Source organism: Gangjinia marincola, assembly GCF_039523415.1.
In the GTDB taxonomy this organism is placed as follows: Bacteria; Bacteroidota; Bacteroidia; order Flavobacteriales; family Flavobacteriaceae; genus Gangjinia; species Gangjinia marincola.
In genome coordinates this window covers 260,612-277,778 of sequence record NZ_BAAAFG010000001.1, presented here as the reverse complement: position 1 = coordinate 277,778, position 17,167 = coordinate 260,612, and the positions used below count along the sequence as shown (strand labels likewise).

General features: G+C 37.8%; 15 protein-coding genes and 1 pseudogene. 12 read left to right on the top strand and 4 right to left on the bottom strand.

Annotated elements, in window-relative coordinates; genetic code table 11:
* Positions 1–85: 85 nt before the first annotated feature.
* The 7 genes and pseudogenes from ABD000_RS01315 to ABD000_RS01285 form a co-directional block, all read left to right on the top strand.
* Positions 86–268, top strand: a pseudogene (locus tag ABD000_RS01315) (helix-turn-helix domain-containing protein); the annotation flags it as partial.
* Between the two features lie 39 nt (positions 269–307).
* Positions 308–685, top strand: a complete 378-nt coding sequence (locus tag ABD000_RS01310) for a LexA family protein (protein ID WP_343762912.1) — start codon at positions 308–310, stop codon at positions 683–685.
* Positions 686–698: 13 nt separating this feature from the next.
* Positions 699–1,442: a hypothetical protein gene (locus ABD000_RS01305; RefSeq protein WP_343762805.1), complete on the top strand. Its 744-nt coding sequence runs from the start codon at positions 699–701 to the stop codon at positions 1,440–1,442.
* Positions 1,443–1,560: 118 nt separating this feature from the next.
* Entirely contained in the window at positions 1,561–3,225 is a 1,665-nt protein-coding gene (locus tag ABD000_RS01300) for a hypothetical protein (RefSeq protein WP_343762803.1), read from the top strand.
* A 298-nt stretch (positions 3,226–3,523) separates the two neighbouring features.
* A complete protein-coding gene (gene tssD / locus ABD000_RS01295) occupies positions 3,524–3,931 on the top strand; it encodes a type VI secretion system tube protein TssD (RefSeq protein WP_343762800.1) in 408 nt (135 codons plus the stop codon).
* Between the two features lie 67 nt (positions 3,932–3,998).
* Positions 3,999–5,153 carry a hypothetical protein gene (locus tag ABD000_RS01290; protein WP_343762796.1) on the top strand — a complete coding sequence of 385 codons (1,155 nt, stop codon included), beginning with the start codon at positions 3,999–4,001 and terminating at the stop codon, positions 5,151–5,153.
* A 2-nt stretch (positions 5,154–5,155) separates the two neighbouring features.
* Complete coding sequence (locus ABD000_RS01285; protein ID WP_343762790.1) at positions 5,156–5,512, top strand: hypothetical protein; 357 nt, start codon at positions 5,156–5,158, stop codon at positions 5,510–5,512.
* A gap of 238 nt (positions 5,513–5,750) precedes the next feature.
* On the opposite strand, the gene ABD000_RS01280 is transcribed toward ABD000_RS01285, so the two are convergent.
* Positions 5,751–6,104: a DUF779 domain-containing protein gene (locus tag ABD000_RS01280; RefSeq protein WP_343762785.1), complete on the bottom strand. Its 354-nt coding sequence runs from the start codon at positions 6,102–6,104 to the stop codon at positions 5,751–5,753.
* Positions 6,104–7,627, bottom strand: a complete 1,524-nt coding sequence (locus ABD000_RS01275) for an aldehyde dehydrogenase family protein (protein ID WP_343762781.1) — start codon at positions 7,625–7,627, stop codon at positions 6,104–6,106. Before ABD000_RS01275 ends, ABD000_RS01280 begins: the two co-directional genes overlap by 1 nt.
* 199 nt (positions 7,628–7,826) lie before the next feature.
* Between ABD000_RS01275 and ABD000_RS01270 the strand changes: the two genes are divergently transcribed.
* A complete protein-coding gene (locus ABD000_RS01270) occupies positions 7,827–8,732 on the top strand; it encodes a helix-turn-helix transcriptional regulator (RefSeq protein ID WP_343762777.1) in 906 nt (301 codons plus the stop codon).
* 379 nt (positions 8,733–9,111) lie between these two features.
* On the opposite strand, the gene ABD000_RS01265 is transcribed toward ABD000_RS01270, so the two are convergent.
* Both ABD000_RS01265 and ABD000_RS01260 read right to left on the bottom strand, forming a co-directional pair.
* Complete coding sequence (locus tag ABD000_RS01265; RefSeq protein ID WP_343762774.1) at positions 9,112–10,950, bottom strand: transthyretin-like family protein; 1,839 nt, start codon at positions 10,948–10,950, stop codon at positions 9,112–9,114.
* Positions 10,951–11,373: 423 nt separating this feature from the next.
* Positions 11,374–12,051, bottom strand: coding sequence for a type 1 glutamine amidotransferase domain-containing protein (locus ABD000_RS01260; protein WP_343762772.1), 678 nt, complete (start codon positions 12,049–12,051; stop codon positions 11,374–11,376).
* A 348-nt stretch (positions 12,052–12,399) separates the two neighbouring features.
* Here ABD000_RS01260 and ABD000_RS01255 point away from each other — a divergent pair, with 348 nt between their 5' ends.
* From ABD000_RS01255 to ABD000_RS01240, 4 genes are all read left to right on the top strand, one after another.
* Entirely contained in the window at positions 12,400–12,942 is a 543-nt protein-coding gene (locus ABD000_RS01255) for a DUF427 domain-containing protein (RefSeq protein WP_343762768.1), read from the top strand.
* 66 nt (positions 12,943–13,008) lie between these two features.
* Positions 13,009–13,446: a very short patch repair endonuclease gene (locus ABD000_RS01250; RefSeq protein WP_343762764.1), complete on the top strand. Its 438-nt coding sequence runs from the start codon at positions 13,009–13,011 to the stop codon at positions 13,444–13,446.
* Between the two features lie 52 nt (positions 13,447–13,498).
* Entirely contained in the window at positions 13,499–14,548 is a 1,050-nt protein-coding gene (gene dcm / locus ABD000_RS01245; RefSeq protein WP_343762761.1) for a DNA (cytosine-5-)-methyltransferase, read from the top strand.
* Positions 14,549–14,554: 6 nt separating this feature from the next.
* Entirely contained in the window at positions 14,555–17,164 is a 2,610-nt protein-coding gene (locus tag ABD000_RS01240; protein ID WP_343762759.1) for an ATP-binding protein, read from the top strand.
* Positions 17,165–17,167: the final 3 nt, after the last annotated feature.

Here is a 17,167-nt window from a genome sequence, read left to right as displayed (position 1 = left end):
TGCTTTATTAAGATATATTTTTATATCATAATATGATATATTTAAATATTATGTTATATCTTTAGTAGGACAAAACCGGTAATCGATGAACCGCATTAAAGAAATATTAGAGCATAAAGGAATTAAGCAAACCTGGCTGGCCAATAACCTTAAAAAGAGCTATAACATGGTCAATGGATATGTTCAAAACAGGAGACAACCCAGTTTGGAAATGCTATATGAAATTAGTGCGCTCCTCAGTGTTGATGTTCGGGATCTTTTAATATCAAATCAGTCTGGTCATTCTTTACCACAGCCTGTTGATACCTTGAATATACCCTGGTTAGGCACAGTTTCGTGCGGGCAACCTCTTTTTGCTGAGGAAAACATTAAAGCTTTTGTCCCGGTATCAAAAAAACTCATGTCACCTTCGCATACGTATTTTTTACTTACTGCTCACGGGGATTCCATGGATCAAAAAGGAATTCACGATGGTGATCTGATTTTACTGCAGCAAAAACAAACTGCCGAAAGCGGTGAGCTCATTCTAGCGCTTATCAACGACGAGGCTTCCATCAAGGAATATGCGAAACACGATCAAACCGTAATACTATATCCCCGTTCTACCAATCCCGTTCACCAACCCATCATCCTGACCAATGATTTAAAAATACAGGGAGTCGTCCAACAAGTGATTCCCTTATAAACGATGATACGGTATGGAATGTTGTGACAAAACCTTAGTTGCGCGGCTCATCTACCTGGATGAAGAAATTCATCTGTTAAAGACTACGTATGCTAAACGCTATGAGTCTTTTATAGAAGCTCAGCAGCTTAAGTACAGAGCATTGGTTGAAGAGGTAGAAGATTTGTTACCGGGTAAGATAACACAGGAACTCAGTGAAGCTTTTACTAAAAAGAAAAACGAAGAAGTACAATTAAATGTTACGCTACAAAGACGCTTTAACGTAGGGATCAGCATTATGACGGGGATAAGTTTTTTACCGGTGGTGGTATCGGTTTTCTTTGCCGTACAAGGCGTTTCATTTGATGAAATCATGCTGCGACTGCCCCAGTTAGCGATTATGATGATCCCTATGTATTTACCCATTTTATGGTATACGTATGCTACAAATAAGAAGATTAATATATCTAAACGACTTATAGAAGAGTATACACACAAAGAAACTCTGGGTAAAACGTACGAAGGTTTTTCAACTCATGTGAACCGTTTTGTGCCTTCGGCGGAAAATGAAAAGCTGCGTTTAAAGTTATTAGATAGCCTATTAGAAGCTTCTTCTGATAATCCCGGTAAGTTCGTTACCAATTTTAATAAAGCAGATCATCCAATTGCCGAGGCTCTAGCCCAAACCGAAAAGCTGAGCCAACAGCTTAAAACACTTTCTGAAACTCCGGGATTAGAACATATTGCAGCTGTTTTTAAGCGAAAAAAGGAGAAATGAAATAGTGATGTAAACCCAAGATAATACAGTTGAGCTATCCCGATATACACTTCAGTATACTTTATTCCTATTAGAAAGGAAGTAATGCGTTTATTTGAACTCAAACTAAACCATAATCATGAGATCATTCCTTTCTATAGCGACAACGTTTATTCTTTTTTTTCTGTTTTCAGTTTCGGGTAATGCACAGGATTTATCTGTACTACAATGGCAAGAAGACCTTGACTATCTGCAAAAAACAGTTCATGACAAACATCATTTTCTGTTTAAAAAAATTTCAAAAGTAGCTTGGGACAATGCAGTCGATTCGCTAAAAAGCAATATCCCTAATTTACAACCTCATGAAATCAAAGTCAGTTTTGCGCGTTTGGTCGCTATGTTCGAATATGGACATACTCAAATACCTTACACAAAAGTGGCAGAGGAGGGTGTTCTGCCTGTAAATCTTTATCATTTTAGCGACGGAATTTATGTCGAAGGGGTACACAAAAATTACCGGCAACTTTTAGGTGCCAGATTGATTAACATAGGAGGGATGCCTGTCAAAGAAGCCTTACAAAAAATAAAATCTGTTGTGCCGGCGGAAAATGACAGTTATTTTAAGGCCTACGGCCTTGATTTTTTAACCATACCTGCAGTGCTTCATGCACAGGGTGTGATCCCTAATCAGCAGGATAGTGTTAGCCTAACAGTCAAAAAAGGCGGAAAGACAACAACTATCAACGTAGAAAAGATTCCTATGGAAGAGCTATCTAAAGATTATGGATTCACCACTTCTACCAACGATTGGCTGGGCTCAAGAGATGAAACAGAAACTCCGCTTTACCTCAAAAAACTAACAGAACGACTTTATTATTTTGAGTACCTGCCATCATCAAACACGATGTATGTTCGGCAAAGTTCGGTTTTCAATGATGAGAAAGAACCATTACAAGATTTTTATAAACGTCTTTTTAAGGCCGTTGATTCTCTTAATATCGACAAACTGGTATATGACGTTAGACTTAACGGTGGAGGGAATAATTATAATAATAAGGCGCTTATAAAAGCAATTATGTCACGACCCAGGGTAAACCAACCGGGACACTTGTTTTATTTGATTGGTAGAAGAACGTTTTCAGCAGCACAAAACCTTACCAATGAAATAAAAAACTATACTGAGGCAATCATAGTGGGAGAACCTACAGCAGAAAACATTAATTTTTTCGGGGATGCTAAACGTTTGACCTTACCAAATTCAAAGATTAATGTGTACTTATCTTTCGCGTGGTGGCAGGATATGCCACAATGGGAAAATCAGGATGCAACTATTCCTCATCTGGCTGCAGAAATTTCATTTAACGACTATGTAACCAATAGAGATCCTGTTTTGGAAACCGCAATAAACTACACAGAGGGTGCTTTTGTTTTAGATCCTATGAAGCACTTAACCCAACTTTTTACAGCAGGTAAACTGGATCAATTAGTAGTGGATGCCAAAAGAATTGTGAAAGATCCAGCCTACAAGTACAACGATTTTGAAGACGAATTTAGCAAAACGGCATATAGATTATTTCAATCAGGAGATCGTGAGACAGGATTGATTATTTATGGATTTGTAGCAGAGGTTTTTCCTCAATCACAAGCAGCATGGAATAACTTAGCTTCGGCGTTTGAACAAATTGAGCAGTATGAAAAAGCCATAAAAGCCTATGAAAAAGCGGTTAATATTGATACCATAAGCCGCATCGGTAAAAATGCTGCTCAAAAAATAATAAAACTAAAAGAGATTAATAAGCCTTAGATTGAGCTGTACGACCTTTGAATAATTAGGTCAATGATACTAGTAAAAATAATAGTTTTCGCCTGCGGCGGAAGGAATAGCACACAGAACGAGAATTTCACCTTTGATGCGCAATGATCACTTGGGTTTATCACCCTAAGATGATGTACTCTAACGAAGCTTTTTACAGCGGGCTATGATTTTTTAGGGTGTATGTTACATCAAGGTATTTATTTACTACATTTAATTACCCAAACCAGATGGTTGGACCAAACACCATCAATCCAGAGCTTCAAAAACCTAACTAATACTTGCATGTATGGTAAAAGCAAAACTACTCATAGATACAAAAGAAGTAAATGTCTTGTGGTATAAAGTTGGTTTTAATCAGACAACTGATCGCACGGGAAGACCTTCTCAACAACCCATATTCAAGGGATTGCAGGTAGTGATTGAAAGTCAAAAGGATATTGACCTTGCTGACTGGTCCTTTGCAGCAGATCAAACCAAGCAATTAGAACTACACATTTATCCAGTGCTTATGGGAGGTAAAACACGTAAGATTTATTTCTACGATTGTCATTTGGTGGATTGGAAAACGCATTTTTCGGCTTCGGGGAGTAAAAAACCCATGAGTGAAAGCCTTCAGATTAGTGCCGGTGGCTTAAAAGACTCAAACTCCATGGTTGAGTATTCTAATTATTGGCGGGAAACGTATCAAAATTAAAGTGTTGAAAAATCACAGGAGGAATCAAAGAAGAAAACGATTAAAATAAAAACGAAAATCTCATAATATGCCATCATTTATACCTTTGGGAATACCCGATTTCAATGGAAATATTGAGCGGGATTTTTTTCAGTTCAGTTATGATATTGAAGATAATTACGCTGAGGAATTAATTATTCAAATTAGAGATGGTAATAAGGTTTGGTTTGAAGAAAAAATTACTGATCCTTCAAAGCTATCTCAAGGAGAACATTTTTGGAAATGGGATGGTTTTGATAGTGACGGGATATTAGATACCGCCAAATTAACTAACGCGAGCAGTTTAAATTTTTATGCGACGGTCAAAGACAGTGATGGAAATGTAGATAGAAGTAGTACCGATTTCAAAGCCAATTACGAGGAAGTTGATTGGGTTGATGTCAAAATTAATAGAAATTCTAAACGAATTGATGTTTCGCTTCGCGTTAATCTCAAAGACGGAGGTGCAAATGGAACAGAATGTAAAGAGCAGCTGGTAGCGCCAGATCCAATAATCCTTAGGGATTGTCCGTGGGATAAAATTCCCGCTAAAGACCTGATTAATGGTAAACCTCCTCTAAAAGAACCAAACAGAAGCTTTACTGAATTAGAAAATTTAGCTTTAGATGGATTGAGCTATCATTGGGGAAGAAATAAAAATCACACCGAGGCAAAAAATGTAGTCATAGGAGAGGATATTTATGAAGTTTTTATTAATGCCGTCAATACAAAGAAGAATGCAATGGATGATGTAAGTTTAATTTTCAATACAAATAATAATTGGATGCGCTCTGGAAATCCAGGTACGGTTGATGATCCAATTTCCTTTATAGGAAACATAGTCTCCAGAGAAGCTATTTGTTACAATGTCGGTTATATCTATGAGTATTTTTTTAAAGATAGTTGGGATTATCAAAATAATATTTCTGAAGATATAGAATTTAAATATACATCCTCTCACGAGATAGGACATACCATTTTAAAAGCATATGGAGGTACATTTTATAGCTATGGCCATAAAGGTAGCGTTAATACGGTCACTCAATCAGAGAATTCAAATGCAAAGAAATACCCCGTAAAGGGTGAGATAGATATAATGCCATATTATAAAAATACAGTTCCTCAAAACGAGTATAAGAGGTTTTGTGCAGCAGAAAAGGATGTATTGGGTTTAATTTGGTTGACTAAGCTTGAATTGAATTAAATATGAAATACCTATTGTTAATAGTATTCAGTTTTATGATTTATACTTGTTCTCCTAAAAAGGTAAAGTATTTTCACGGATATGTTTATTCAGAAAATTACATTCCACTAGAAGGATTAAAAATTACAAACCAATATGACCTCAGTATAGGGACATATACGGATGAAAAGGGATATTTCAGAATAACTAAGGGTGATAATTTTAAAGGTCGTTTTCTGTATGTTTATTTGGACGCAAATAAAATTGATTCAATACAAGTTTCGGGAGTTCAAGGCGGTGAGAAAATCAACTATAGTTTTGTAAATGGCAGAATGGACACGCTATTTATTAAAATACCGAATAAAGATCCGGAGAAATAATCCTACTGGTGACGCGATTAGCAAAGAAATCAACAACATTCCACCAAAGATTAATTTCCCAAACCTAAGATTCCGGTAGCGTACATCTACCAATTTTCAGAATAGGAGAGAAGCATATTTGATCAAATGCTTTCTTATACCTCTGTATAAGATATCTACTTAACCATTAAAAGTTACCTAGGCTCAATTTGAAATCGATCTTCCTAATGTAGATTCTGTGGTTAGGCCTACATAGCTATTAATTGAGCTGCTTGAGTTCTTCCGGTGTTAGCATACATGATTTAACAATAAAGCGCAGGCCTAGCGGAATTTCTAATGAAAAACTAGCGCCGCGTCCTTCAACAACATCTATGGTGAGGTGCGTGTGTTTCCAATACTCAAATTGATCTTGAGACATATAAAAAGGGCACTCTTCAATATGCCCCAACAGCACATCAGTTTCATTGAGAAAAAGTTCGCCTTCTTCAAAACACATAGGCGCAGATCCATCACAGCAACCACCGCTTTGATGAAAAACCAATGAGCCGTACTGTTGCTTAAGCGACTGTACGACTTCACCGGCTTTAGTTGTAATGTTTACACGACTTGCCATTAAAAGAATCCTAAGGCTTTCTTATCGTGAGAGATCAGCATATTCTTAGTCTGGCGATAATGATCTAACATCATCTTGTGATTTTCACGACCAATTCCAGATTTTTTATATCCTCCAAAAGGAGCATGAGCAGGATAGAGGTGATAGCAGTTTACCCAAACACGACCAGCCTGTACGGCACGTGATATTTGATACGATTGATGCGTGTCACGGGTCCATACCCCGGCTCCAAGTCCGTAGAGCGTATCATTCGCAATTTCTATGGCTTCGGCTTCATCTTTAAAGGTGGTCACGCAGGCTACAGGTCCAAAAATTTCTTCTTGAAAAACGCGCATTTTGTTATTTCCTTTGAGTAGCGTTGGTTCAATATAATATCCTCCTTCAAGCCCTTCATTATAGGCTGCTTTACCACCCGTAAGTACTTCGCAACCTTCTTCCTTTCCTATATCAATATAGTTTAAGATCTTTTCGTATTGATCATTAGAAGCTTGTGCACCCATCATGGTATTCGGGTCAAGAGGATGTCCTAATTTAATGGCTTTTACACGCTCAATAATGCGCTCAATGAATTTGTCATAAATACTTTCTTGTATCAAAATACGTGAAGGGCAGGTACAAACTTCACCTTGATTAAGGGCGAACATCGCAGCACCTTCAAGACACTTATCAAAGAATTCATCATCTGCGTTCATAATGCTTTCAAAGAAAATATTGGGTGACTTTCCGCCTAATTCCAGCGTAACAGGAATAATATTTTTAGAAGCATATTGCATAATTAATTGACCCGTTGTGGTTTCACCCGTAAAGGCAATTTTATTAATGCGTGAACTTGACGCTAAGGGCTTACCGGCTTCGATGCCAAAGCCATTAACTACATTAAGTACTCCCGCAGGTAGAATCCCTTCAATTAGCTCCATAAGAATCATAATGCCTACAGGAGTTTGCTCAGCAGGTTTGATCACCACGCAATTTCCTGTAGCCAGCGCCGGAGCTAATTTCCAGGTAGCCATAAGAATAGGGAAATTCCACGGAATGATCTGACCGACCACACCCAGGGGTTCTTTTACGTTCATAGAAATGGTATTCGCATCCAGTTCGCTAACAGAGCCTTCTTCGGCACGAATGACTCCGGCGAAATACCTAAAGTGATCTATGGCTAAAGGAAGATCTGCTGCCATTGTTTCCCTAAGTGCTTTACCATTATCCCAGGTTTCGGCACGGGCAAGAGCTTCAAGATTTTGCTCCATGACGTCGGCAATTTTGATCAACATGTTACTTCGTTCTGTAGCCGAAGAATTATTCCACTGGGGAGCTGCCGCCCAGGCTGCGTCTAAGGCCAGTTCAATATCTTCTGCTGTAGAACGGGCTACTTTGGTGAAGCTATTACCGTCAACCGGTGAAATATTATCAAAATACTGTCCTTGAACGGGTGCGGTCCATTTTCCGCCTATAAAATTATCGTACTGATTTTTAAATGTGGGCTTCGTGTACGTCTTGGCCGTTGTAGTTTGTGAGGTACTCATAACTGTATTATTTATAGATTAAACATTTGCATAGCTGCAAGTTAAGATGCACAGAGGGTAGAATAGGTGTAGGATTCTATCAATAAGGTGTACAATCCTATTTTTTTTACTGTATCCGTAAAATTTTGCGTATATTTTGATTGAAATAGCAGTTTTTGTTTAAAAAATATAGGATATCTCCAAACAAAATAAAATTGATATGCACCTTTCTCAACATTTTTATGAGCAGCGAAAAGTCACTCAACTCGTAGAAAATCAAACCTCTTATACGTTAGATGATACGGCTATGCATGTGTTTGAAACGCATCAAGCAGCTGCTCAAGTAGAATTGCAATTTTCTACGCCAGTGCTGGCTAGCATGTTTAAGGGTAAAAAAGTGATGCACCTACGTGATCAACAATCCTTTGATTTTTTACCGGGTGAATCCTTGATCTTACCCGCTGGAGAAGTCATGTGTATTGACTTTCCTAATGCTACATTAAGCGATCCTACACAATGTTTAGCGATGGAAATTTCTGAAGATCGCATACAAAGCGTAGTCCAGCATATGAATGAACGCATGACTAAAACTGACGGAAGAGAATGGAATGTCATGGACTATAACTTTCATTTTACCAATGATGAGGGTATTTATCAAATCTTACAACGATTGGTCTATTTATTTACTGAAAATCATCCTGCAAAAGATCTGTTTGTTTCAAACATGGTACAGGAACTGATCATACGCATTTTACAGGCTAATAGTCGTAAAGCCTACCAAAAACTAGCCTTAGAAAAATCTTCATCTCAACGTTTTACACATGTCATCCAATACATCAAAAAACATCTCTCAAGAACCATAAGCATCAAAGAGCTTAGTGATCAGGCCTGTATGAGTGAATCTAATTTTTATAAGGTATTTAAACAGGAAATGGGGTTATCCCCCGTGGACTTTATCAATCAGGAACGTATTAACAAGGCCGTCGATTTACTAAAAGGCCGAGAGGCTAATCTCACCGAAATATTTATGGCCTGCGGCTTTAGTAGCCGTTCTTATTTTAATCGCGTATTTAAGCGTTATTATGATCTTAGTCCGGGTGATTTTAGGCAGCAGTTTGTAGCGTAAAGGTTAGAAGCATTTATAGGATTTAAATTAAGTGAACGAATACCTGTTAATTATCATATCTGCCCTTCCAGCCTAACTAAAAAATTGGGATCGGAATAATTTCCCATTTGTCACCCTGAGTACTTCGGCAAAGCTCAGTACAGGTTTTGTCGAAGGGGTCATTCGTGAACTTAACTGCCCACATACACAAACAGAAACCGTAATCCAGGTGAACCTATTCTTATAAAAACGTATATACCAACTATTCGGCTTTGTTATAAGCAGAGTAGTTGCATTGAGCAAAAACCCAAAAACGGTGAAATCTACCTCGATTTCACCGTTTTTCAGCCTAACTCATTTCCGTACTAGTGGCGCGTATCCATCCGCCAGAAACTACGCTTTAGATATCGTAGAAAAATGAAATCTTTGGCTCTTCATTCCCAACGGCATTTATTCCATTGTGTAATCTTCGGCGAACAAATAACGTGAGATCGTACGTACATCGTACTAAATCATTCGGACTCGCATTAATGGGTAATCCATTATTATTGCTTGCGTTTGTAGTGTCATTCGTATTAGCAGAAAGTGTCAAAAAGCCGTCCGTCAAATTCTTATTGACAGAGTTACTGTTATTTTTCACCCTCAAACTGGCAGACCTTAACAGGGGATGATGCAAGGTATATTTTGCATTAATATCTCCACTGATTGGACTACAATCTCCTAAGAGCTCTAACTGATCTATAGAAAGCTTAATAAAAGAAGGATCATTGTTCATCACCACGCTGTTTAAGGTTTTTCCGCTACCGGGAATCGTATTAAAATTTAGCGCAGGTTTATCAACAACCTCTCTAATCTCAAAACGAATCGCAAATTTCTCAATGTTAATCTTACTGGCTTCAGGAAATACTTCTCCGGCGTTTACGAGATTACCGGGAAGGTTTGCTTCGTTAGTCAGTGCGCCTGTATTCAAAGACAACAGGTCATCACTATCAATAAAAACATAATTGCTGAGTGCTCCCAGGCTGTTGGTAGTAAGTGCTCTGTTGATGGCAGAATTGATATCAAACCAACCTTCTGCATCAAAATCCTCTTGTGCACTCACCACATTATATACCTCAAATGGAAACGCTTTCTGCCGTAGCTTACCCACCGTAGAAGACCTAAATAAACCGGGTGTTACTCCAACAATTTGATCAAAAGATGCGTCAGCAGGTGCCGCGCTTCCATTAGGTGTGGTCGTTTCACTGATTAAAAATCTATACTCAATCGCATTTCCGGCAGCTGTTTTCGGGGGAGCCTGACCCGTTAACGCAATACTGCCTGTAAGCCCGAATTTTTCAGCCCCTGCATATCCTTCTGCGTCAAAATCTGAAGTATTAAATGCACGTCCGATTCCCGTCCAGGCGCTGGGGAATGCATCATTCCCATTGGGATCTACAATAATCCGATCGGTACACAGCAATACGCTTAAGCAATTCGACACGTTTTCTCTGCGATTATCTGCAGTTTCATCAATAAAATTGATATCGCCACTGTATGCCTTAAAATAAACATCGGGTCCACTTTTAAAGCTCAGGGGGAGACCTTTATCTGTTTCAACATTAATCCAGGGAGAGAGAAAGGTCTTTTTAAAATCCTGTGAGGTATACTCAATCGTAAAGAAACCATCGGCATTCGTGACGGCGGTTCCCAGAATATCATCCGTCAAAAAATCGGCATCCATGGCCTCAACGGTAGCGTTAACCACCGCTTGTTCGGTCTGGCAATTACGCACATACCCGCAAATCACCCAGGCGTCAAAATACTGCGCTCTAATGGCACACCAAAATTTATTTGGGATGCAGTAATTATAGGTAAAAACACCATCATCGTCATAGCCGGGCTTAATGGTCGTAAGGTGCAGTTGCACCGGTCCCGGTTCAGGTTGAACATCAGGGAGGTTCTGTAAAGACTTCACCACCACATCAATATCAAAATAGGACTGGGCGTGCTCTTCATCCAGTTCAAAGCTATAGTTACCCTCATCATCTGTGGTGGTGGAATAGCGTAAGAGTTTTTCCCGTTGTGTAGCTTCCTTTTCACTCACCACATGAAACGTACTTTTCTCATTGGTGTCGTGTAACACGTCCAGCTGGTCATCGTGCAGGGGTAAATACAAGTGTACATCTGCACGTACAAGGTTCTCACTATGCTCTTCACATAGCATTCCACATAAATTTCCATTAATCATTCGTTTCATAGTATTCAATTTATACGTTGGTTTACTCTCTTCATGGATTTTCAACTTCCTCCCATACCGGTATATGTATTTATGTGATTGAAGGACAGGAGTTAACACCTAAAAGAACTTTTAACGTATGTATTTTTGGTAATGCAACTCAAACCTGAAACCTGGCTAGGGTATTTTTTCGCTTGCAGCGGAAGAGGAGGAGCAAACAAGTGAAAGAGACGACCTTTAAAATATCTTATCCTGGCCTCTCACTTACGATGGATTTGGTCAAGTTCCCGAAGCATACCAACATAAAGATCAATCTTATATCGAGATCAGCCTGAAACGAATGATGTGCAAAGGACTCATACCAAAGAAAAAAGGCTGAAGAATGGGACTCCCTTCTTCAGCCTTTGACTATGAATTGATTGTTAGATAATTATAACATATCAACTATTTTGTTGCTTCATACAATTTCTCGGCAACCAATTTAGACGAAGCCGGATTTTGCCCTGTAATCAAGAGACCATCTTGCACCACGTGCTCTTCCCAATCATTGGCTTTAGTGTAATGTCCGCCATTTTCTTTGAGCATATCCTCTACTAAAAAGGGCACCACATCTTTAAGCTGTACCGCTTCCTCTTCACTATTGGTAAAGCCGGTCACCTTTTTTCCTTGCACCAGGGGAGCGCCGTCTGCTGCGGTTACATGTTTAAGTGCAGCCGGGGCGTGACACACAAAAGCCACGGGTTTATCTTGCGCATAAAAGGTTTCAATCAATTTGATTGAGGTGGCGTCTGTCGCTAAATCCCAGAGTGGACCGTGACCACCTGGGTAAAACACGGCGTCAAAGTCGGCGGGATTAACTTCACTCAGTTTTTTAGTGGTGTTGATGCGCTCCTGGGCTTCGGGGTCGTTATTAAAACGTTGGGTATCTTTAGTAGAAGCATCTTCTGTCGTACTGCTGGGATCGATGGGTGCTTTTCCGCCTTTTGGAGTAGCTAAGGTAATGTTTACACCTTTGTCTTTTAGGGTGTAGTAGGGCCCGGCAAATTCTTCTACCCAAAACCCGGTTTTCTTCCCGGTATCGCCTAATTTATCGTGAGAGGTTAATACAAATAATACGTCCATGTTTTTCTATTTTAGTTTGTTCAAGATTATGCTGCAAGATGACGGAAACTTACGCACTGATCAAGTTTTTAACGAAGGCTTAGTGCTGTTTTATTGCAGGTTTAACGCTTGAGTTGGATGTTGAAACGAATTATTTTTTCGCCTGCGGCGGAAGGGTAAGAGTACGCCAAGATAATATCTGTACCATAGGAGGCCGGACTTCTACACATAAATCAGTACATTGTAATTGGGATAACATTATTCAGGCGGTTAATGCAGTTTATGCTCACCAACCCGAAGCATTTGCCTTAAGCAAAACGTACTCCTGAAGGATGCAAATAACGTATACAAGAAAAACACGAAAACACGATGACAGATTGGTTAAAAAGAGCCCGCGAAAGCTGGGGATATAATGGGAGTGAGCGACCACCTTTTGCCGTAGTGCCAAAAGAAGGTGAGAGGTCAGTCTGGGATTTTCCCAGACCGCCAGCCATTGAACCCGTCCCTCAATCAGTAATTGTGCGCCATGATAGGATAGACATTGCCCATACCAAAGCTGCACTACGCGTACTGGAAACCGCCAGTCCGCCGACCTATTATATTCCGCCGACAGATATCGACATGAGCCAACTCGTAAAATTACCCGGAAAAACCAGTATGTGCGAATGGAAAGGTACGGCGACCTATTGGGCATTAAAATCCATGGGCAACCACCCCATTGCCTGGTCGTATCCTAAGCCGTATCCTGAGTTTCAAGAATTACAGGATTATTTGGCCTTTTATCCCCAGCCGCTGGAGTGTTATGTAGATGGCGTAACCGTCACCGCCCAGCCGGGTGCCTTTTATGCAGGTTGGATCACGCCAGATTTGGTGGGACCCTTTAAGGGTGAACCCGGTACTGGGCATTGGTGAGAAATACTTAGCGATAAGAGAGGATTAGTAGGGATACTTTTTAGTAGTAGGTAGTATCTTTGTGATATGGGAGATGTTCATTCCAAAGAAGTAAGAAGCTACAATATGAGTCAGATTAAGGGTTCTAATACAAAACCTGAAATGTTGGTACGCAGATTCTTACATTCAAACGGATTTCGATATAAGCTTCATGATAAAAAATTACCTGGAAAACCAGATATAGTTCTTCCAAAATATAAAACCATAATTGAAGTTCAAGGTTGTTTTTGGCATGGACATGAAAATTGTAAATATTATAAACTTCCTAAAAGCAATAAAAAATTTTGGGAAAATAAAATTGATAAAAATATTGATAGGGATAAACAGAGTAAAAAGAAAATATTGGAATTAGGTTGGAATCTAATTATCGTATGGGAATGTGATCTCAAAAAGGATAAAATAGAATCTACTTTTAAAGACATAACAACTAGATTAATATCAAATTATCATTTAATAACATCTTGATAATTTTATAAAAGAATATTTTTGAGAATAGTAATTTCGTTAAATTCGTCATATGGAGTTTATAGATTTATACGCAGGAATAGGGGGAATAAGATTTGCTTTTGAAGCTAATGGGCACGAATGTGTATTTTCATCTGAATGGGATAAATATTCTCAAATTACCTACAATGCCTTTCATGGAGAAGTTCCGTTTGGTGATATACATGAGATTCAAGATATTGAAAATCAAATACCAGATCATGACCTACTTACTGCTGGATTCCCATGCCAACCCTTTTCATTAGCAGGAGTTTCAAAAAAAAATAGCTTAGGAAGACTGCACGGATTTGACGATGCAACTCAGGGAACAGAGTTTTTTAAGGTAAAAGAAATACTGCGAATAAAGCAACCAGCAACCTTCCTACTGGAAAATGTAAAAAACCTAAAAAGTCATGACAAGGGTAAGACCTTCACGACCATTTGTAAATCATTGACTGAAATAGGATATACTTTTGAAACAAGAATTATTGATGCAGCTCATTGGGTTCCACAACATAGAGAGCGAATTTATATAATTGGTTTTAGAAACGATTTAAATGTTACTTCAGAACAGATTAAGTCAATATTTCCTAGTCTGCCTGAACAAAGAATTTACGAGTTAGGCGAAATCATTATTCCCGAAGCGAAAATAAGGGAACTCCATGGTGACAGATATACCTTGGGTCGTGGCACATGGAATGCTCTACAAAGACATAGAGCAAGACACCAAGGTCTTGGTAACGGATTTGGTTTCAATATGAATCAAATGCCTTTTGCTAATAATGTTACAAGAACTATGTCTGCCCGTTATTATAAAGATGGAGCAGAAATTCTTTTACAGCAGGAAGGTGAAATACCCAGAAGGATAACACCTTTAGAAGCTTGTATGCTCCAAGGATTCCCCGAAGATTGTTATCGATTTTTTAACGGAGAAGTTGAACAACCCGTTTCTGATGCTCAGGCTTATAAACAATTTGGAAATTCAGTAGCAGTACCTGTTTTAAATGCAATTGCCCGCAACATGACTGACTTCATCGAGGATAAGGGTTTATTAATTAATCAAGAGGAAATAGCTGTCAATTAGATTTAAATGAAGGATTTTCAAGAGAAAATTAAATTAATTAAGGATTCTGGAGAGGCCTTTTTAAAAATTGTTTCGGCAAATGATGCAGGTGCAACTGGAGCACACCAATCAGGAATATACATTCCTAAGGGTTCAATTTCCTTTTTCGAATTTAAAGGTATTCGTGGTGAGAACAATGAAAAATTAATAAGACTTAAATGGCTAGATAAAGGTTTAGAACTCGAAAGTCGAATAATCTATTATGGAAAAGCTAAAAATGAATATCGAATCACAAGACTTGGTGTAACATTGAAGCCCGAATCCCTAGTACTCTTTACAAAGGTTGACAATGACAATTTTGAAGCTTTTACAATTGCTAAAAATGAATCTGAAGATTTTCTTAGCAATTTGAATCTTAGTAAAGAAGATTTAGGCAAAGGCTTAGTTTATAGAAATGATTCTACATCGATTAAACACATTGCTAATTTCAAGTCGAGAGCAAGATTACTGCCTCAATTAGGGGACATGCTAATTAAAAGTGACGATGTTGCCTTTTTAGAAATTCTTAAAAATTCTTATGATGCCAATGCTACGGATGTAACCGTTCTAATGGATAATATTGATAGTCCTGAAAATGGAATTATCCTAATAGAGGACAATGGTTTTGGAATGGACATTGATATAATTTTGGACGTATGGTTAGAGCTGGGAAGTGATTTTAAGAAAAGGCGCGCAACAAACTACCAGTTAAATTTTGATGAGCCAAAACCAAAGAGAATTCCCATTGGAGAAAAAGGAATCGGACGATTAGGAGTACATAAGCTTGGAAACAAAATCGAACTTATAAGTAAGAAAAAAGACAAAAACGAAGTCCATGTAAATATTAATTGGGAAGAATTTGATGAAAGTAATACCAAGAAAAAAAAGTATATCGAGGATATTGATATTACTGTTGTAGAGAAAACGGAGCCAGAGCATTTTATTAAAGACGGTGCTGAAGGTACTTTTATCTGTATTAGTAGTCTAAAGTCAGTTTGGACTAGGGGAAAGGCTAGAGATATTCAGAGGTCAATTACTTCAATTTCCCCGCCATTTAGAGGAACAAGCGAGGATTTTAAAGTTGAGTTCAAAATATTGGACAAACCAGGTTGGCTAGAAGATATCATAACTTGGGATGAAATAAAGAATTTCGCACTTTACAAATTTGATGCTGTGATTTCCAAGAATTCAATTGATATGTTTAATTATGAATTTCGCCCATATCCTACATTTGATAAAGCTAAAAAGAGAAAAAGAAGCTTTGATATAAAAAATTCTAGTATAAATCAAGATGAGCTAATTCTCAGTCATCATACATTGAAAAGAAGAGATGAATTTAACAATAAGGTTTCCTTTAGTGTGTCTCCAGACAAAATTGGAAAAATTCGAATTGAGGGATTCGTATTTGATTTAGAAAGTTATGTCCTAAAAGAGGTTTTTGATAAAAAAGGACTAAAAGAATATTTAAAATCAAATTCTGGAGTAAAGGTTTTTAGGGATGGCCTCAGAGTTTACAATTATGGTGAACCAGATAATGATTGGCTAGATTTGAACCTAAAAAGAGTCAATAGTCCAGGTGAAAAAATTAGTAATAATATTATTGTTTGTGGAGTTTTTCTTGATAGGGAAACTAGCTATGGTTTGGAAGAAAAAACTAATAGAGAGGGCTTTATTGAAAACAGCAATTTCTACGACTTCAGGGATGCTGTTGCCCATACTATTGAAATCGTAGAATTACTTAGAAAATTCGACAAGAAAATTTTAAGAGACTTTTATGGGCCAACCAAGAAAAGTGAACCCGTTTTATCTTCTATTGCAAAACTACAAGCTATTGTAAATTATAAGGTAAAGGATTCGAATGTAGCAAATGAAATAAATTCTCATTTAGCTGAAATAGAAAACAGCTATAAATTAATGCACGATAGGCTTATTAAAACCTCAAGTGCAGGTCTTGGCTTAGGCATTGTACTGCATGAAGTTGAGAAAGTTTTAAAAGAACTACTTGAAATAGTAACTAATGATCCCAATACCATAAAGAATGTTCTCAGTCTTGTAAAAAGATTATCTAAATTAATTAAGGGTTATTCTGAAATGTTTGGCAAATCTATTACTCAAGAAGTAGCCGTAAGCGAATTGATTGAAGATGCTTTATTTTCGATAGAATTTAGATTGAGAAAACATGAAGTGAATATAACTAAGGCTTATCTCAAAAAACCGGATTTAGTTCTGAAAGTATCCAAAGGTCTTATAGAGGGAATTATTATTAACCTTATTGACAATTCCATTTATTGGTTGAATGTTGCTTATGAGGAGCATAAATCAATATCAGAAAAACTAATATACATTGACGCTGTTGAAAATGAAAACACTGTTGAAATATTAATAGCCGATAATGGAACTGGATTTTTGATTCCCACAGACCAAGCTATTGAACCCATGGAGACCGGAAAAAAAGTTGGTTTAGGTTTAGGTTTGAATATTGCCCATGAAATTATGCTTACACAAAAAGGCAGCTTAACTTTTCCCAATTTTTCTGATTACTCCTTACCTGAAGAATTTAAAAAAGGAGCTCTAGTATCTTTACTTTTCACTAAATAAAAT